Consider the following 21359-nt stretch of genomic DNA (forward strand, 5'->3'; position numbering starts at 1 on the left):
CGTATTATCTTTTTATATTATTTTATTTTGGCAACATAATGAACATCAGAGATATAATACCGCCCAGGGCGTCCGCCCGGAGTTCCGTTATAAACAATTACACCATCGTATAAGGACTCCAGATGAAAAGCCAGCGTAAAATTCTTAGACTCCTTATAAGGCGAAAGATCCAATACACACTTCACCCATCTACCATCAGCATTGGGTCCCTTTTTCCCATCCGGATCGTCCCCGGTCTGATCACCAGGATAGGGAAGGCCAACAAATGTATTTTCAGGATCATTTTGGATGGCACAAACAACTATATCACTAACATCCTCCCAAACGGTTTTTTGCACATCTCCGGTATATTCAGTCGTAACTTTTACCGACAGATTAGTGGGTGTCCGTCCATCATCCAGATATTCAACATATTTGTTCTGGATGTAGAAAATGGCTTCCATATCAAAATCATTCTTATAAAGAGAGATATTTTGACTGTTCATGATAACCCACGATTCATGTGGCAAATTATCGCCGGAAGTTACATTGGTCATTATGCTCTTAATGGAAGAGGCAATATCGGCGGGTCGCTCATCAACTGCTCCGGGAAAACTGTTTTTAAAAGACTGAGGAGTCCATACATTGGCTTCAGAAACACTTCCTGCTGAAACGATTTTATAGGTATAACCATAAATAGAATTTCTTGCTTCCATCGTAGGATAAAAAATATTGATCATATCCACCGAAGGGATATCTTCCAGGGGATCTTTAGAAACAATCAATTTCAGAAAATCTTCACCCTGAAATGACACTTCCTCACCACTAATTTTGCTGGTAACTTTGATGGTTGGAATAAGGGTATCATTTTCGGTTACGCTATACCCGGCGATAAGAGAAACCACCCCCGTTTCAGAATCAATAGTCAATTTCTCGGTATCACTTTCCAGCGAGAAAATAACTTCACTGTTTCCTTCCAAAATAAAAGGTTTGGTAGTAGAAGAACTACCCTCTACAACTATATTCTGAACAATGGGCCAATACAATAAATTATTAACCAGTTTAGGTCCTATCTGTAAATGAAACGCATCCTCAAAAGTAGTTGAGAGCTTTTCCCCTTCAGGAGTCGTCACTGTCACTTTTATGGTGAAATAATAGTCTCCAATTCCATAAGGATTTTCATCTTCAATTACAATCATGCCGGCTTCATAGCTGTCAACGCCCGTATAAGACTTAACGGTATCCCCGTCCAACACATACCAGTCATCCGCATCCAATGAATTTTCAATGGTATCGGCATTCAAAATTGAAACGGTTGACAAGTATTCTCCCGTCAAGAGATTGCCATCACCATCCTTAATACTTACAATTTCAAAAACGGGGATTAATCCTCCGGTCATCACCGTAGGTTTCCCGGTATGAATAGAGGAGTATTCCCGGGCATTCAAAACATCCGCATAACGCAGGTCATACGGATTCTGATATTTCCCTTCTGATGAATAAAAGGAATCTTCTGTACATCCAAACCCTATTAGATTTAAACATACAAAACCAAAAATTAGAAACAGATTTTTTTTCATAGTAATCTATTAGTTTTTATCAATTCAAAAAATCAGAAAAAACAATTAAATAATACTCTTTACGCATTATTGATATGGGAGCAGCCACCTGGGTAATTCTCCTAGTCTTAATTCCAATTGAGCCTCAAAAAGCGACTCCGGTTTTACTTTAATTCCGGTACTTTCTTCAAATAAAAGATCTTCCTTTTTAAATGTGGTTCCCGAGCCATGAAAGCCAATAATTATGGGAGGAACAATTTTCCAATACTTTGTATTAGATGCCCAAAAACCAAAATTCTCTTCAGATTCGTCTATTTCGCAATAATTCCACAGTACAAGATGGGAAAGATGGTTTGGCAAATTTTGAATAGCCCCGCCTGCTCTTCCCGAGAAAAAACCTCCTCTCACATTATCAAACAAAGTGCACCGAGGTTGCGAAGCATGCATTTCAAAAGATGTATCATCTGTATGTGAACAACGCCAAAAAACATTTCCCACACACCCTCCACCGGAGACACCGCTGGTATGCCACATCCCAGCCCTATCTTCCACTTTCGCCACCAGAATACCGGTCGATCCACCTCCTACAGAAACAGCGTTATGGCCTGAATTACCATCTACAACAACATCTAATACAGTACAAAACGCAGAACGGGAAATATGAATAACACGGCTTACATTTCGAAAACGACAATTTTGGATCCAAGAATTAATAGTCCGGTCCATTTTAAGAATGCTCCAACCGCCATCATCCTGAGCAGACCGATGATGAACAAAAGGTTTCAACCAATTACCTTCAAAGGCTAAATCCTCAAAACCAACCTCTTCAACATAACTGGCTTTGTAAAGCGACCACTTGTATTTGGCCTCAATTTTATGATGTAAAGGATTATAAAATGAGACAGTATCACCATTGACACTCTTAACTAAATGAAATTCATTCACCACAACTCCTTTTTGTTGAATGGAAGTCCATTCCGGTCGTGCCTCTTTAGTATACAGCTCTTTATTTATAAGCTCTTTATCTTTACTTTGAAGTTTTAAAACCACCCAATCACCTGCCTTTATCTTTGAGGGATCCTCCATCACTACCTCATAACTTTCTCTATTGCTATCAGATACCACTCTTGTCAGCAACTTTTCTTTTCCGGGACCTTTAACTTGAATGGCAAACGGAACACTCCACAACTTATGGGGATCGGATGCCGGCAAATCCCGATCAAAGAATAAGACACTACCGTTTTCATCGGCCCCTTCCCCTCGAAATACAATTCTAGATGAGGTTATAAAGATAGGTTCATCATCATCGCCGCTCCTATTAATGATATATTTCCCTTTAGGAAAAAAAACAATTCCACAGCCATTTTTTTCTGCCGCTTTAACAGCCTTTCGGATCGCCGTTTTATCGGAGACTTCATCGTCAGGAATCGCACCAAACTCGGTCACATCAAAAATTCTGTACTCAACCTTGGAAATTCCTTTTTCACTAAAGTGATATCCTGCGAAAGAAAAATCAGGGAGTACGGGAATACCTCCTTTCGTTTTTTTCTCCACGAAGTCTTCCCACAGTACACTGTTTTGCGCAGACAAACTGATGGAAAAAATAAAAAACAGAAATAACCATTTTATTTTCATCATAATACCTTTACCTCTAGCATATAAAACAAGATCCAATGATTTACTTTATTGGATTGTCATAATTCATCAGGCGAATAAGCGCTTCGATGTAATAATAGTCCGCATAAACAATAGGCACATCAACCTCCGACTTGTGAGGGATGCTTCCAACGCTGTGTTTTAGTATAAAATTTCCGTTTTCTCCAATACCGGCCCTATATTGCTTTGAAGACAAACTCTTCAGTATCGCCACAGCTTCATCCATATAATTGTCTCCACCGTTAACATATCCACTCAATTCAATCAGGGCTGAAGCGGTAATAGCCGCAGCAGAGGCATCTCTTGGTTCTGCAGGAATATTTGGCGCCATAAAATCCCAATAAGGAATTTTATCCTCAGGAAGGTTGGCATTTTTCAGAATATACCGGGCAATTTTCAGTGCCTGGTCCAAATATTTTTGTTGATGGGTAAAACGATAGCAAATGGTAAATCCATATAGTCCCCAGGCTTGGCCTCTCGCCCAGGCACTTTCGTCAGAAAAACCTTGGGCCGTTTGCCGACTCCTGACAACACCGGAAATAGAATCATAATCCACCACATGATAAGAACTACCGTCTTTTCTAAAATGATTCTCTAACGTTTTATCGGCATGAGATATTGCGATAGACTGATATTTGGGATCACCTGTAATTTCACTTAACCTGAAAAGCAATTCGAGATTCATCATATTGTCAATGATCACCGGATATTCCCAGTTTCTGTTGGATTGCCAACCTCTATCCACGTCCCACGATTTGATACACCCAACGGTTGAGTCATATCGAGTAATCAAAGAATTTCCCGCATCAATCAACACTTGCTTCATGGAATCACTATTGGTCAGTCGATAGCCATTCCCATGAGAACAATAAAAAACGAATCCTAAATCATGGCTATGCTTATTAAATCGATGCTCTTCAAATGATGCCTGAAGTTTTTGTGCCATTTCTTTCCACTGAGGGTTTTTACTGTATTCATATAAATACCAGCAAGATCCCGGGAAAAAACCTTCTGTCCAATCAAATTTTTTGCCAACAGAATAAATACTCCCATCCTGATGTAAGGCTCTAGGGAGCCAGCCCTTGCTCAAGGCATTTTCGGCCATCAATTTGGTCTGCTTTTCTGCAAATTCCAGGTTTTTATCTACTAATCTTTCAAAATTTGTTTTACTTTGACTTTGTTTACAACTACTCATTATAAACAAAGCTGAGACAATTAACAACACATAACAGAAAAAGACTTTCATAACAATAGAACTTTCAATTTTTTTTTAAATTTTATCATTAACCACGAAAGTAAGGCAGACGAAACACAGCCAAATACCATGTAAATCCAAAAAATGTATCAAAAAAATACACCATGTCTACACCCCTATTTATCAGCCCCTAAAAAACACCATCTATTATTTTTATGTACTATTTCATACATGGGTTGTACATTTATCACCCCCCAATTTTCCCGGAATGATTTTTTTTGCCGTGAAATTCCATTAACACTATTTATAAAACTAACCTTAAAAACTGATATCAAAAAAAATATTTGGCAATGACAAAAATTAAAAGCCTTGTAGCAGCATTTCTTTTTCTTCACTTATGCCCACTCTACTCGCAAGACATAAATTTCAGTTATTTGGGTATATCACAGGGCTTGTCACAAAACTCAGTAACATCTTTGGCACAGGACAGTTTGGGAAGGATCTGGATCGGAACCAGAGATGGCCTCAATCTTTATGACGGATCAACAATTTCCACGCTCCGACCACAAAAAGGCGATTCGACCACTTTGCTTAGCCACTCGATCAAAAAAATCATTTCTGAAGAAAACAGAATATGGGTGGTATCAAAAAATGGGATATCCAAACTAAACCTAAAGAATTTAAAATTCCAACAATTTCCTTTCGATGGGATTCTAACCCTTCTACCCTATCAAGATAAAATTTTAGTTGGCACACAAACCGGTCTTTTCGAACTCGATCCAAACAAAAAACGCTTTAACAGAGTCTCTAATATGTCGGTAGGCAACCGGGCTGTTCAAACTCTTTATACCGATAATTCGCAAACGCTGTGGATCGGAACAAGTGATGGACTATATATTTTTACTCCCTCCTCTCAAAAAACAGAAAAACTCCTGCCTATAAATGTTACTTCAGTATTTACGGATTCCAGAAAACAAACCTGGATCGGAACCAGCAACAATGGCATATTTCATCTAAATTCGCATCGGCATTTAATTGACCATTTGGTGCATGATACCATTTCTTCCTCTATTGCCCATAATATTGTACGAGACATCAATGAAGGGCCAGACGGCAAAATCTGGATTGGAACATTTCTTGGGCTTAGCATTATTGATCCCGCCACCAACAGCATCACCAATTACGTTCACGAAAAAAACAAGACCAATACTCTCTCTCACAACAGCATCTATTCCATTCTAAAAGACAGACAAGGAAATATGTGGGTCGGAACTTACTTTGGCGGCATTAGTTATTTTAACCCAAAATCTAACATTTATAAAAAGTATCCAAACCTATCGGATGACGGCCATGGTTTTAGCTTTAATATAACAGGGGAAATCCTCGAAGATAAGAAGGGTAACTTATGGATCGCGACAGAAGGCGGCGGGGTAAACTTCTTTGACAAAACCACGCAAGAAATTAAACACTATTACATTCAAGATTCCAACACCGGACAGAAATATAACAACGTTAAAACCCTTGCATTTCTTAATCAAGATACCTTACTCATTGGAACTCACCTAGGCGGCCTTTTTATGCTAAACACCCATACCGACCACTTGATTTCATTATCACAAACTGAAAATGACGACATTCAAACACCGGATATCATAGAAGATATTATCCCCTACTACAACCAATTTCTGTTAGCAACCAAAAAGGGGTTATACCTGTTTAATCCCGTCAATCTCCGTATGTCTTATTTCTTAGATAAAGAAGGAAAAAGAGTTATGGGGGATACGCCGATCAATTGCATATTTCTCGACAGCTTTGAAAAACTTTGGATTGGGACGGAGGAACAAGGTCTTTATTCTTATGACGATAAAAAAGGGACCATAAAAAACCACCATCTAAACGCCATACACAATTCAATCATTGATGACAACATTTCATTTGTGTATGAGGATCAAAAATTCAGATTATGGATTGGCACCTTTGGAAGCGGGCTGTATCAATATCTTCGGAACAAAAATCAATTTAAAAGTTATACCATAAACAGTCATGCCTTACCAAGCAACTTTATTCTTGGCATCAAAGAATCTTCTCTCAACAATAACCTTTGGGTTTCTTCTTCCAAGGGGCTTTCCCGATTTAATATCGAAACTAATCATTTTTATAATTACACCCATAGTAATGGATTTCCGTTGAGTGAACTCAACAAAGGAGCCCTCGCTATCACCAATGACGGCCATTTGTTTGTGGGAGGCCTCGATGGACTTATTTCCTTCAAGGAGGAAAACTTGTTACAACAAAGATCCCAATTCAACTTATATTTTACATCCCTTTTTGTCAACAATAAAAAAGTATTCCCCAACGATGAATCCAAGATTCTCACCAAAGATTTTGCTTACACCAACAGGATTCAACTACATCATGGGCAAAACGTGTTGACCATCTCCTATTCCACCAGCAATTACATATCTACCAATCCTAGTAAATATCGCTACATGCTTGAAAATTTTGATCAGGAATGGATCAATGCGGGCATTCAGAATCGCGTAACATATACCAATCTGGATCCGGGGTTATATACCTTTCGCGTCCAAGGACTTAATGGCATTGAAGACACTGTAGTGGAGGAAAAAAGTCTCCTCATCAGAGTATTACCCCCCTTATATAAAACATGGTATGCAATTTCGTTTTATTTATTAACAATCATATTGATCATCTGGTGGTTAAACAAAACATACAGATCAAAAATCAGGTTAAAGGAGAAAATCAAAACCGAACAACATAAAAAAGAACAAATTCAAAAAATCAATCAAGAGAAGTTAGAATTTTTTACCAACATATCGCATGAATTTAAGACCCCATTAACGCTTATTACCGGGAATTTGGAGACCGTTCTGGAAAACCCTAAAATTAAACCCGACCTGTACAACAAGCTTTTAATCATCCATAAAAATGCAGCCCGATTAAATAATTTAATCACCGAACTATTAGCTTTCAGAAAACTAGAACAAGGTTTTTCACAACTGAATATTGAAGAACATAATTTGCACACATTTTTGTATGAGATTTTTCAATCCTTTTCTGAATATGCTCAACATATGGAAATTGATTACCAGTTTAATTGTCCTTCAGGCCCCCTTATTTGGTTCGACAAAAATAAAATGGAAAAAGTTATTTTCAACCTCATTTCCAATGCTTTTAAATTTGTGGAAAAAAAGACCGGAAGCATTTCTTTGAAGGTGGAAGAATATGAAAATTCGGTCAACATTTTAATATCAGATAACGGCCGGGGGATGTCAACAGCTGAAACCACGAAAGTATTTGACCGATTTTATCAGATTGACAATTCAAAAGGAAAAAACAGTGAACTTGGAAGTGGTATCGGACTGGCCCTGTCACAAGAAATCATCAAAAAACATGAAGGAAACATCTTCGTTACCAGCCAGGAAGGAAAGGGAACTTGCTTTACCGTTAACCTAAAAAAAGGCAAAGAACACTTTAAAAACGCAAAATTAGTTTCAAAAAAGGCCCCCCCCAACCATAGCAAACCTCTCACCCATTATTTTCTGGACCCAAAAACACCCTCCGATAGTGAGAAACCCAAAATGGTTGCAGCACCCGATGCTTCCAAAATATTAATTGTTGACGATGAGCCTGATGTAAGAACTTTTCTAACAGAACTCCTCCAATCCACCTATAATATAGTAGAAGCCTCCAATGGGAAAGAAGGAATTCAGAAGGCAATAACGACTCAACCGGACCTCATTATTTCGGATATTATGATGCCCGTTATTTCTGGAACCGAAATGTGTGCCAAGCTAAAACGTAATATTCAAACCAGTCATATCCCCATTGTCCTCCTTACTGCAAAAACGGCAGTGGAATATAAGATTGAAGGGATTGAGACCGGTGCCGATGATTATATCACCAAACCTTTTAACGTCAAACTCTTTAAAACAAGAATTAAAAACATCATTCAAAACAGAGCTTTAATACAACAAAAATTTACTACAGGCTCCTCTTTTGAAGTGAGAGAGATCACCACAAATTCTATGGATCAAAAATTATTGCAAAAAGCCATAAAGATAATTGAGAAAAATATTGAAAACAATGAATTTAAAGTCGAGGAATTTGCAAAAGAAATGGGGTTAGGGAGAACAAACCTCTTTATCAAAATTAAAGGTTTAACCGGACAAACACCGAATGACTTTATCAAGACCATCCGACTTAAAAAAGCGGCCCAAATGATTTTAAATAAACCATCCGGAAGCAGCATCTCTGACATAGCCTATTCGGTAGGATTCAGTAGCCCACGTTATTTCAGCAGATGCTTTCGAGAACATTTCGGGGTTACTCCCTCTAATTTCTCCAATAGAGAACATTAACCTAAAACTGCCACTTCACCATACATTTAATGCTTCCTCTGGTTCGCATCATTAAAACCTTGCGTTGAGGAGAGAGAATTGGACACATGGGAAAGAAGGGTGGAAGAGTAGATTGATGGAGAGAGGAAAGGCGAGTACCACCTGGCATCTTACAATCTGTGATCCCAAAATATGGATCACGATGGCATTAACTTAAGTTAATGCCACACTGTGACAACTCTGTTAGGCCATTCACCGAACAGAGTATCACATTGTTTTCAGACAGCCATTACAAAAAACCATCTAAATTCAGGGCTATTACATTCTTTCGGGTACATCGATCCCCAACAGCCACATTCCACTCCTAATTGTTTTCCCCACCGCATAGGTCAATGCCAGCCGATTGGCACGAAGCGCCTCATCCTCTTCATAAACGATGGGCAACTCATGATAGAACTGGTTGAACTCCTTGGCCAGATCGTAAACATAGTTGGCAATTAAAGCGGGGCTGTAAACTTCTCCGGCTTCTTTAACCACATTGGGGAAATTGCCGATCATTTTCAACACTTCCGTTTCTTTGGGTGTAAGCGAAACGTCTCTTACCAGTTGGTCGAGAGCAGTGTCAATACCTTTCTCTTTGGCCTTCCTGAAAATGGACTGCACCCGGGCATAAGTATATTGAATAAAAGGTCCGGTATTGCCGTTAAAATCGATGGATTCACGGGGATCGAAGGTCATATTTTTCCGGGGATCCACCTTAAGAATGAAGTATTTCAGTGCCCCCAGGGCTATGATGCGATAAATACGCTCGGCCTCTTCGTCGGTATATCCGTCGAGTTTTCCCAACTCTTTGGACATTTCGCGAGCAGTATTGACCATATCTTCTATGAGGTCGTCGGCATCGACCACGGTTCCTTCCCGCGACTTCATCTTACCTTCGGGCAATTCCACCATGCCATAGCTAAAATGAATTAGGCTTTTACCCCATTCAAAACCGAGGCGGTCGAGCAAGATGGATAGCACTTTGAAATGATAGTCTTGTTCGTTCCCTACCACATAAACCATCTTGTCAATATTGTAGTCGTCGAACCGCATTCTGGCGGTACCGATATCCTGTGTCATGTAAACAGAGGTGCCGTCGGATCGAAGCAACAGTTTTTCATCCAATCCGTTTTGTGAGAGATCGGCCCAGACACTGCCATCGTCGCGACGATAGAAGAGCTCCTTCTCCAGTCCTTTCAATACCAGATCCCGCCCAACAGTATAGGTTTGCGATTCGTAATATATTTTATCGAAATCGACGCCCAGAGATTTATAGGTAGCATCGAACCCTTCATATACCCAACCATTCATGGTTTTCCAGAGTTCCACCACTTCGGGATCGCCGGTTTCCCATGCTCGAAGCATATCACGAGCCTCCTGCATTAGGCGTGATTCTTTTTCGGCTTCTTCTTTGGTAATCCCCTGCTCCATTAATTGGGCCAATTCCTTTTTGTATTCCTGATCGAACTTAACATAGAAGTCTCCAACCAGATGGTCCCCTTTTTTACCCGTTGATTGAGGCGTCTGCCCATTGCCCCATTTTTTCCAGGCGAGCATGGACTTGCAAATGTGGATACCCCGATCGTTGACAATATTGGTTTTCACCACGCGATTACCATTGGCCGTAACGATGCGCGAAAGAGAATACCCCAACAGGTTGTTACGAATATGCCCCAGGTGCAACGGTTTATTGGTATTGGGTGAAGAGTATTCGATCATAACGAGCGGCGACTCCTCCGTTGCATTAATAAAGCCGTAGTTTTCTGCACCTACAGCATCCTTAAGCACTGAAAGCCAATACTGATGAGATAGAGAAAGATTCAAAAAACCTTTAATGACCTCAAAAGAAGCAATGGCAGAACATTCTCTTTTCAAAAATTCACCTATTTCAGTGCCGGTCTCCTCGGGTTTTTTACGAGAAATACGAAGAAGCGGAAAAACCACAACGGTATAATCGCCCGGTTGGTCTTTGCGAGTTCTCTCGAGTGGTACTTTTTCTGTTTCAAAATCGGCCCCGTACAGTTCCTTAATAGCCCGGGTTACGACGTCCTTAATCTGTTGTTCGATTCCCATTATATTAATTTTATATGGTCTGTTTTTATGCCCTTAATCTCCGGCAAGAAGGTTCAAAGGGAAACAGTCAGAAGGAAACAGCTTCGGCTACCTTCTAAAGTATTTTCATGAAATAAGCTGCAAAGATAATAAAAGAGGGAAATTTTAATCCCGCAAATCCATACCAATAAAGGTTGCATTTTTGAAACTTTAATCTGCAAACTTTTTTTGTCTCAATAAATTACCCGTTTCATTGGTTGGATGAAACGCGCACGACTTAATCTTTTTAATTAATTTCCTGTTGAGACCAACAATCTCAAGCTCGTTTCATTCCAAATAAGTATATCCGTATAGGCCCGACCGATAATTGGATAAAAACTCTTTTCCCTCTTCGGCAGAAATAACGCCGGATTTAACAGAGGATGTCACCCATGTTTCGACGGTTCGAACCAGTTTCTTGGGGCTGTATTGAACATATTCCAGTACTTCTGCAACGGTTTCGCCATCGATAATTTGATCGATTTTATAGCCATTTTCAGAAACCGAGACATGCACGGCATTGGTGTCTCCAAAGAGATTGTGCATATCGCCCAGGATCTCCTGATAAGCCCCAACGAGAAACACACCGATATAGTACGGATCCCCTTTTCGTAATTTATGAACCGGTAAATAATACGAGATGTTACGAGTGGCAATAAAATTGTCAATTTTCCCGTCCGAATCGCAGGTGACATCCTGCAGGGTTGCCACCCTGTCGGGTCGTTCATTCAGTCGGTGAATGGGCATCACGGGGAAGATCTGATCGATGGCCCAGCTGTCCGGTAATGATTGAAAGAGGGAAAAATTACAAAAATATTTATCTGCCAGCAGCTTTCTAAGATTCAACAACTCATCAGGAACATGTTTCAATTTGGTGGTCATAAGATGCACTTCACGGGCGATGGACCAAAACAATCGTTCGACCCGGGCACGGGTTTTCAAATCGATGAGTCCCAGACTAAACCTGTCGAGCGCTTCTTCTCTTATCTGCTGAGCATCGTGCCATGTTTCCAGCATTTTGGGCTGGTTAAGGGTATCCCATAAAGCATACAAATCTTTCACCAGGTCGTGATCCTCCTCCGAGATCTCATCCTCATCGTCCCATTGAGGTACAGAGGTAGCCTCCATCGCTTCAAAAATAAGGACGGAATGATGAGCCGTAAGAGAACGTCCCGATTCGGTAATAATATTAGGATGGGGAATATGATGTCTATTGCTGGCATCCACCATTGTATAGACAGCATCGTTCACATATTCCTGAATGCTGTAATTGATACTACTCTCACTGTTGGCCGATCGGGTACCGTCATAATCGACGCCCAGTCCACCTCCTATATCTACAAACTCCACGTTAAATCCCAATTTATGAAGCTCGATATAAAATTGAGAGGCCTCTTTCAGGGCATTTTTGATACGACGAATTTTATTTACCTGACTACCAATGTGGAAATGGACCAATTTGAGGCAATCTTTCATTTCATTGGTCTCGAGATAGTCGAGGGCTTCGATCAGCTCACTGGAGGTAAGCCCAAACTTGCTGACGTCTCCGCCGGAATCTTCCCATTTACCACTGCCTGAACTGGCCAATTTTATACGTACGCCCAGATTGGGACGAATTTTGTGTTTCCGTGCCAGACGCGTAATAAGCTTCAACTCATTAAATTTCTCAATGACGAGAAAAATACGCCGTCCCATCTTCTGTGCCAGCAAAGCCAGTTCAATATAAGCCTCATCCTTATAACCGTTACATACGATCAAAGAATCACTATCGGTGTTGGTGGCAATAACGGCGTGTAGCTCCGGTTTAGAACCGGCTTCCAGTCCAATGTTCACTTTTTTTCCGTGCCCCACAATCTCTTCTACCACAGGCCTCATTTGATTGACCTTAATGGGATAAATGATAAAATTCTGGCCTTTGAAATCGTACTCTTCCCGGGCCTTGCAAAAACAGTTTTGCATGGTCTCGATACGACTATCCAGAATATCCGGAAACCGGATAAGCATGGGCGCTTCAACATCGCGCAGAGTCAGTTCGTCCACCAACTCTCGGAGGTCCACTTCAACGCCTTTTCCGCGTGGTGTGGCCACAACATTTCCTTTTTCATTGACAGAAAAGAAATTGATTCCCCAGCCGTTAATATTATACAGCTCTTCGGAATCTTCAATACGCCATTTTCTCATTTCGACAGCGATCCTCTTAAAAGTTTTAGAAAGAATAACCGGCCCCTACCCTGGCATTAAATCCCTGCATGGGGTAGCCGGCCCAAGGATAAAATTTGGATGCAAATATATTCTGAATTCTGCCAAAAAAATGCAATCGCTTATTAAATTGATAATTTGCACTCAAATTAAAATCCGCCACCGAGCTAAGATTTTTAATATCACCATCTTGCAAAGAGTTAAGAGCTTTTCGTTCTCCTATCACATTAAAGGATGCATCAAAACGCCATTCCTCATTGAAAGTATAGCCGGCTCGTATGCCCAACTCCATTTCGGGTTTATGCCAGGCATAATCAAAGTTATCCAATGTCCAACCGTAATAGACCCCTTTTAGAATAATATCCAGTTCCTGTACCGGACGAATAAGAAATTCACCGGTAAGGGTGAGCAAGGTGGCATCATCGTATTGAACGTCAAAAAGATTACTCATCGCCCAATCGTCAACACTTTCATCCCGTAGAAAAAAACGATTGACAAAGAAGTACTCATCTTCAATAAACTCATAATCGAGACGAGCGGTAAAAGAGGTGGCACTGCTGAAGTTGCCTTTTACCCCGGCAAATCCACGAATATTGGTAAACGAAGGTTGCACCAGTACATCTGGCGACACAAACGGGTTTTCTTCCATAATATCGCGATAGCTGTTCTGATGCACCTGGCCGGTCATGCCCAGGAAAGTTGAAACCACCCCTTCGGCTATGATCAAATCGCCACGTACATGCGGGGACAAATAAAACTTCTCCGAGTCTGAAAACTCACCCGTAAGGTTTAACCCCACCTCTACCTTCAATTTATTTCCCGGGAAGACCACTTTGGGATTCACTGTCAAAAAGACCTGGTCTCTCTCCTCAAAATCAAATAGTTCAGGATTCTCATCCTCCTCCGGCACATTTGTCTTACGATAAATCCCGGCTCCATCCACCTTCAGCGAGAGTGCTCCAAAAGGGATATACAAATCGCCGCCCAGTGAAAAGCTATTTTCTCCTACGCCAGTCCGATTATTGAACCCACCGTAATCAAAGTTTAAATGATAACGAGTGTCATTCAAGTCGGATTGTTGACCATGAAGTCCAAAATGAAGATCAAAAGCCGTCTGACGCTGTTTGTCATCCGGGATCAGATTAGCACCTACCACGTCCTGACTCGTCCCATCTCCTAAAAAAACATTATACACAGCTGCGGGGTCAATGGTCTGAAAGCCGTAATAACGATATGCCAAACGATGAAAATCCAGATCCAGTTCCAGCGTCTTGTCATCAAAGAAATGTCGCATGTACAATCCCCCATTGGTATTGTGATACGGGGCATCCACCGAACGATCATTTTCCAGTTTCAAATCACCCCATGAAGATTCCTGTTGCAGCCCAATGGAGAAAGCAAATTTTTCATTACGTGTAATATTGTAAAAGATATCACCGAAAAGCAATTGATAATTTCCCAATCCTCCCCTCACATAGGAAGAGTAAAGATCACGCGGATGCTGACGAGCCAGAGCGGCGGCCTTTAACGGTGACACTTCCGGTATTCCGGACAAAGGATGCACCGATAATTGATACCCGAATCGGGGATTAAAATCGATGGTATCTTCCCTTTCGGGCATCTGATTAATTTTCATGGCATCAAATACGGTAGGAACATATTCTCTTTGCACCCGAACGTCTTTGGTTAAAGATTCCTGAGCCAAACCATTTACCCCGAAAACGAAAAGGGTAAAAAACAGTATAATTATATTGACGGACTTCATAGAAAACAGATCGTTAGATATTTAGATATTAGATAACAGAAATATGATCATCACCAAAGGCCGAAGATATTACTACTCTCCGGCTCCCTGTTGATCTTTAAGTTCCTTCAGGCGCATTTCTGCCCTTTCGCGAATATCATCATCTCTATTTTTATAATTTTCGAGCAAACTCTCCACATACTGACGAGCCTGGAACTGATCCCCCCGACTTTCAAAAATATCGGACAACAAAAGGAAGCATCTTGCCATCCAATATTGGTGAGGCGTACCCACGTTTACAAAATCAAAAATCTCTTTTTCTGCCAGATCCTTGTTACCCTGATCGAACAGGATTTGGGCGACACGGTAACGAGCTTCAGCACCTTCGGGTGAACTGGTATTCTTTTTCAAGATTTGGAATTCTGCCAGTGCCAACTCCTTTTCACCCAGTTCCAGAAGGGCTTCCGCCTTTCGGAAACGGGCTTCCCGCTCCACTTCCGGAGAAGTTTTGGGGTCGGCCAATATCCGTTCGGCCAGTCGGGCAACATTTTGAAGTCGTTCGCCCAGATAAACCTGACAGCGCATCTGACCGATTAGAGCCTCCCTTCTTAGATCCTCCTCATCGGCTTCATTCTCCAGACGCTCATAATAACCGAGGGCTTCACTATAGCGCTCTTGTTGAAAACTGATACGTGCAATACTCACCAATGCATCTTCCATAAAAATGTTTCCGGGTCGACTAACCACAAATTCAAAGGAGCGACGTGCATTTTCCAAATCCTGATTGCGATATTGACAATCTGCTTTATAAAAGTGAGCATTAACCACAAACCGTCCGTTAGGATAGTTGCGCAGGTAGGCTTCGAATTGATTTATGGCCTGCAAGCACTTGTCCTGCATATAAAGTTTTTCTGCGGTAATATAGGACAAGGAATCTTCCTGCCGTTTGTCGATACTTGCAAAGCCTCCCACCTGACGGGTATAGTTGATATATCCATCGGCATCATTTCGATCCAGATAGATGTTTTTAATTCCCAGCAAAGCATCTTCTGCCTCCGGGGTACCGGGGAACTCATTCACCACACGTTTGTAAAAGGCCAGCGACTGATCCAGATCTCCACTATTGTAATAAACCAGTCCCAGCTGCAACATGGCCTTTTTGGAAAAGTTGGAACGAGGATACTCCTCCTTTAACTTCTTGTACATTCTGATGGCTGTAGGTAAATCATTCAGTGCCACATAAGATCGTCCCATTTCGTAATACGCATCATCCACATAGGACGATTGTGGAAAACGATTCACCAGCTGTTGCAGTTGTTCAATCTTGCCACGGTGGTTTTTCACCAATCCAAGCGCAAAAGCCTTCTGATACAATGCGTAATCGGCCGAAGCCCCCGGCACATTGGCAGCCGCATCGTAATAATGGATGGCCCGATCAAAATCACGTTGCATATAAAAGCAATCCCCAATGCGATTTAGGGCATCTCCAAGCATTGGTGATTGGCGACTGCCCATCAGATTCTCATATTTTCTGAACCAGGAAGCTGCCTGAGAATAATTCTTTTGCTTAAACCAGGCATACCCGATATTATAGTGGGCGGTTTTAAACTCATCCAAAGAATAAGACCCGGGCGTATGGATAAAAATATCATAATTCTCGATGGCTTTATCGAATTTTTCCAAACGATAGTATGCTTCCCCAAGCCAATATCTGGCTTTCACCTTCAAATCACGATTGTACTCACCATATTTCAGACTGTATTGCAACATATCGACGGTTTCATCGAAGCGCAAATTGGTAAACAACTCAAGGCCACGATGATAAGCAATTCGTTGGAGCGCCCGGTAATTGTCTGCCGTTTTGTTTTTCACCTTCTCAAGAGCCTCAAGAGCTTGCTGGTAATTTCTTGTGGTCAGAAGCGCCTGTCCTAAATATTGCCAGGCTTCATCCAAATAGGTACTGTTGGGAAACCGGTCAATAAACTCCATGAAGCTGTCGATAATCTCATTAAAAGGAGAGAAGGACAGTTCGTAGTTTAATTTGATATAATTAAACATGGCCTCTTCGGTAATCACTTTATCGAATTCATATTCCGAAGCAGCCCCGAAAGCGGTGCGAGCCCTCTCTTTTTCATTAATCTTTAAATAACAATCGCCCAAATGGTAATAGGCATTCTGAGCCAGGGCATCTTTTTCAAGGGTAGTCTGGGTTAACGCTTCTGCTGCCTCCTCATACTTTTTCAAGTGGTACAGACTTATTCCCAAATGGTACAGATCCTGCCGGGGGGGGGCCTCGGTCAGACTAACGGACATGGAAAGATATTTAGCAGCATTCTCATAATCCGAAAGCGCATACCATGCATTCCCCACCACACGTGCCATATCGGCCTTTCTGACACCTTCTGCCTCTTCAATCAGCGGCATCCCATAATCAATCGCCTTTTTATACGCTCCCTGCAAATAATGGATCTGTGCAATATAGAAAGGAACCTCGTCTCCAAATCCGGGTTCATCTTTCAGTTGTTCAAAAATTTTCAATGCCGAATTATAATTGCCCTGCTCATACTGGATATGGGCATAATAGAAATTAGCGGCGCCCCACCATTGACCTTCCACATTGCGAATTTCTGAAAAGGCCGGAAGCGCCTGATCATACTCTCCTTCCATAAAATGGCAATAGCCCGACTTGAACCTAAAGTCGTAACGGGTATCCCGATTCAGTTTACGGGCCTCTACATATCTGTAATTTCGTAATGCTTTGCGATACTTTCCCGCCTCATAGTCCAGATCCCCCAAACGTTTATAAACATAGGGCCGCATTCCGCTTTCGGGAAAATCAACAAGGAAAGACTCCAGAAGATCCTGAGCATCCTCATTCTTTAAGTGAGAGGAGGCCATGGCCAAATAATAGGCCGATTCAGCTCTCAAATTGCTCTGTCCTGGGCTAAACATCTCCTGTATGTCGGCAAACATACTTCGTGCTATTCCATACCTACCGTTACGGTAATGTTCCAGAGCTTCGTTAAACAGACGATCAGGTTGTCGACTGTCATACGATTGTTGAGCTGTTGAAAAATGGCCGCCAATAATAACCAACAGCAATAGCCAAAGTATACGAAGATTTGTCATGATATTCCAAAATATTGATGTAATCGTAATTTTGAGCCATCGGCTCAATGTGAGTGATTCTATTTTTGTCCTGATCAGACTATTTCAAACAACGAAAATAGAGAAAATTTGGTGTATTTCCAGATAATTTATTATTTAAAGCGAACTTGAGAAAAATAGACGGAAAATAATTAGCCACACCCCTAATAATAAACTTTGTGCTGTTATGGTATTTTCTACTTCATTGGAAATCTTAAAGTAAAGATTAAAATACAATAAAACCTGTACGGTCGATTGAGTCGTTTGCTTGCAGTCGACTCAGTCGTTTGCTTGCAGTCGACTCAGTCGTTTGCTTGCAGTCGACTCAGTCGTTTGCCTGCAGTCGACTCAGTCGTTTGCCTGCAGTCGACTCAATCGTCTGTATAATCTCCATGGAGTCGACTGAAGAAGCCCAAAGCCCATAGCTTCCGACACCAAAACAAAATAATTTAAGATCGCGTTCTCTTTTTTTAATTAAATGTTTCTATATTTGCCGCCACGGGGTGCCCAAATAGGAGGCTGAGATCACACCCATTGAACCTGATACGGGTAATGCCGGCGCAGGGAAATGAGCGCTCTCCTTTTATTTTTCATCCCCAAATTTTCATAGCACACAGAAACGCAAAGGATAAAGATGGGCAAGGTTTATTGTGCAACATAAAACCAACCAAACACAAAAAAATATAATCAAAACAAGCCCTTCTACCTTTTCATTTCTGCCTTAAATTCAACTACAATGGGGTGCCAATAAAAATGGCTGAGATCATACCCTTTGAACCTGACCGGGTAATGCCGGTAAGGGAATGTATGATATCTTCAAAAGCTTTCCCATTGCAGTTTATGGTTTAATTGTTAAACATTAACTGCTTTGTTATGCAAAAATTAATGCTTTTAGTGGGGCTGATCTTCCTTTCGGCCCAGACGTTTTCACAAAGAATGTTACAGGGTATCGTTTACTCTGAGAATCAGGAACCCCTTGCCGGGGCATCCGTAGTGATGAATCCGGGAAACCATGGAACCGTTACCGACCGTGATGGACATTTTCAATTTTCGGGCATCACATCCCCCACCGTCCAAATCCGAGTTTCCTTTATGGGTTACGAAACCTGGCAAGCAATGGTGGATCCGGGAAAAACCAAACACCTGAAGATCACCCTGAAAGCTGCATCCCACTTGACGGAGGAGGTGGTGGTAAGGGCCTATCGTGCCGGTCATCAAACACCGGTGGCACATACCGATCTGGCAGGTGAGGCCCTCAGGGGCGCCGGGGTGGGAAATGACATTCCGTCACTTCTGAAATTAACCCCATCGCTGGTCTCCACCTCCGAAAGTGGCATCGGGCTGGGGTCTACCAACCTCAGAATACGCGGGACCGATCCTACCCGCATTAATGTAACCATGAATGGGGTGCCTCTGAACGACTCGGAAAGTCAAGCTGTCTTTTGGGCCAACATGCCCGATTTCGCCAATTCGGTAGAAAACGTTCAGATACAACGGGGGGTGGGAACCTCCACTCAAGGGTCTGCAGCCTTCGGGGCTTCCATAAACTTTCAGACCACCACGAGCGATCCCCGGGCTTACGCCGAAATAACGTCAACTGCCGGCTCTTTCAATACTTTTAAAAACAGCATTCGCTTTGGCACAGGACTTATTAATGAAAAATTTTCTTTTGAAGGGCGCTATTCACGTCTAAAAAGTGACGGATACATCAAAAACGCTTTCTCGGATCATCAGTCGCTCTACCTGGGTGGCACCATGCATTTCGACAACAGCTTTTTAAAGATGATAATCCTTCATGGTGACCAACAAACAGGTATCAGCTGGTGGGGCGTTCCGCAGGAAATGCTGGAAACCGACCGGCGATATAATCCTGCCGGCGTCTATACCGATGAGTTGGGCAATGAACAGTACTATGACGACCAAACCGACAATTACAAACAGACACATGCCCAATTATTTTACAGTTGGGCAGCAGGGCAACAGTTGCATCTCACCGCAGCGCTTCACTACACCCGTGGCGAAGGTTTTTATGAACAGTATAAAGAAAAGGATTCTTTAAATCATTACGGGATATCACCCATTCAAATCTCTGCTCAAACCATTGAGACCAGTGACTTGATACGCCGGAAATGGATGGAAAATGACTTTTACGGCGCAACGCTTTCGGGCGATTTAAAATTATCAAGTCAGTCCAGCCTGACCTTTGGTGGGGGATGGAACCGATATGACGGCGATCATTTCGGGCGGATCATCTGGATGCGCTATGCCGGAATCACCGAGAAAGATTACGAGTGGTACTTCAACAACGGCACGAAAACCGAACACAACCTGTTTACCAAGTTTGACTGGGAAGCTTCCCCACTCCTTCGGCTCTTTTTGGACATGCAATACCGTGGCATCAACTATGATATGTCAGGAATGGACGACGACCTGCGGTCACTGGATCAGGAACATGATTTCCAATTCTTTAATCCCAAAGTTGGGTTTTACCTCACCCCCGGCTCGAACCACAACATCTATGCTTTTGCGGGGATCTCCAACAGGGAACCCACCCGCACCAATTTTAAGGATGCCAACCTGGATCGGGAAGCTACCCCAAAAGCGGAAAGACTTTACGACATTGAAACGGGTTATAAATATGAATCGGCGGCCTTTTCGGGTGGCATCAACCTCTATTACATGTATTACGAAGATCAGTTGATACCAACGGGTGAAAAAAGTAATGTGGGAAATCCCATCCTGACCAATGTGGATGAGAGTTATCGTGCCGGAGTGGAAGTTATTGCAGCGGTTCATCCGGTATCATGGTTACATTGGGATATGAACCTCACCCTCAGCCGCAACATCATCTACGATTTTGTGGAAACATCGACCAACAGCTATCCAACAATAGTAAACGGCGAGGAAGAATGGATTACCGAAACGGTAATAAAACCTTTGGGAGATACACAAATTGCTTATTCACCTTCAGTTGTTGGCAGCAGTAACCTGACGGTTGATCTGACATCCGGCCTAAGCGTTGGGTTGCTGAGCAAATATGTGGGCGAACAGTATTTCGACAACACCGAAAGCGAAGACCGTAAACTGGATGCCTGGTTGGTAAATGACATACAATTCAACTGGACATTGAATCCCAAACCATTTAAAAGCATCGGCCTGCAATTTACCATTCATAATGTGCTGGACCATGAATACGAAAGTAATGCTTACGGCGGTAATTGGTATGAAGAAGGTGTTGAAAACACCTGGGCCTACTATTACCCCATGGCCGGACGGTATTATATGGGGCAGGTCGTGATAAGGTTTTAAAAAATGAAGCTAAAAATAGATCCGGCCCTTTAGGAGCCGGATTTATTTTTAGAATCTACTGAACGGCCATCCATTCTTAA

General features: G+C 41.9%; 9 protein-coding genes and 2 riboswitches. Of the genes, 2 read left to right on the forward strand and 7 right to left on the reverse strand.

Features of this window, described 5'->3' with window-relative positions:
- Positions 1–17 precede the first annotated feature (17 nt).
- The 3 genes from ACT29H_RS11635 to ACT29H_RS11645 form a co-directional block, all read right to left on the reverse strand.
- The gene (locus tag ACT29H_RS11635) at positions 18–1559 is read right to left on the reverse strand and encodes a hypothetical protein (RefSeq protein WP_444821801.1); all 1542 of its coding nucleotides are present in this window, start codon (positions 1557–1559) and stop codon (positions 18–20) included.
- Positions 1560–1625: 66 nt separating this feature from the next.
- The gene (locus ACT29H_RS11640; RefSeq protein WP_444821802.1) at positions 1626–3176 is read right to left on the reverse strand and encodes a DUF4955 domain-containing protein; all 1551 of its coding nucleotides are present in this window, start codon (positions 3174–3176) and stop codon (positions 1626–1628) included.
- Between the two features lie 40 nt (positions 3177–3216).
- Positions 3217–4389 (reverse strand): glycoside hydrolase family 88 protein, encoded by a 1173-nt coding sequence (locus ACT29H_RS11645; protein ID WP_444821803.1) that lies wholly within the window; start codon positions 4387–4389, stop codon positions 3217–3219.
- Between the two features lie 350 nt (positions 4390–4739).
- On the opposite strand from ACT29H_RS11645, the gene ACT29H_RS11650 reads away from it, so the two are divergent.
- Entirely contained in the window at positions 4740–8768 is a 4029-nt protein-coding gene (locus ACT29H_RS11650) for a hybrid sensor histidine kinase/response regulator transcription factor (RefSeq protein WP_444821804.1), read from the forward strand.
- A 297-nt stretch (positions 8769–9065) separates the two neighbouring features.
- Here the strand turns inward: ACT29H_RS11650 and argS are convergent, their stop codons facing one another.
- From argS to ACT29H_RS11670, 4 genes are all read right to left on the reverse strand, one after another.
- Positions 9066–10862 (reverse strand): arginine--tRNA ligase, encoded by a 1797-nt coding sequence (argS, locus tag ACT29H_RS11655; RefSeq protein ID WP_444821805.1) that lies wholly within the window; start codon positions 10860–10862, stop codon positions 9066–9068.
- A gap of 306 nt (positions 10863–11168) precedes the next feature.
- A complete protein-coding gene (speA, locus tag ACT29H_RS11660; protein WP_444821806.1) occupies positions 11169–13061 on the reverse strand; it encodes a biosynthetic arginine decarboxylase in 1893 nt (630 codons plus the stop codon).
- Between the two features lie 25 nt (positions 13062–13086).
- Positions 13087–14844 (reverse strand): TonB-dependent receptor, encoded by a 1758-nt coding sequence (locus tag ACT29H_RS11665; RefSeq protein WP_444821807.1) that lies wholly within the window; start codon positions 14842–14844, stop codon positions 13087–13089.
- Between the two features lie 72 nt (positions 14845–14916).
- A complete protein-coding gene (locus tag ACT29H_RS11670; protein WP_444821808.1) occupies positions 14917–17952 on the reverse strand; it encodes a tetratricopeptide repeat protein in 3036 nt (1011 codons plus the stop codon).
- A 507-nt stretch (positions 17953–18459) separates the two neighbouring features.
- A riboswitch (TPP riboswitch) is annotated at positions 18460–18555 on the forward strand.
- A 142-nt stretch (positions 18556–18697) separates the two neighbouring features.
- Positions 18698–18790, forward strand: a riboswitch (TPP riboswitch).
- A gap of 53 nt (positions 18791–18843) precedes the next feature.
- Between ACT29H_RS11670 and ACT29H_RS11675 the strand changes: the two genes are divergently transcribed.
- Positions 18844–21279, forward strand: coding sequence for a TonB-dependent receptor (locus ACT29H_RS11675; RefSeq protein WP_444821809.1), 2436 nt, complete (start codon positions 18844–18846; stop codon positions 21277–21279).
- Positions 21280–21359 lie beyond the last annotated feature (80 nt).

Origin of the sequence: Thermophagus sp. OGC60D27, from assembly GCF_052400625.1 — a bacterium.
In the GTDB taxonomy this organism is placed as follows: Bacteria; Bacteroidota; Bacteroidia; order Bacteroidales; family Marinilabiliaceae; genus Thermophagus.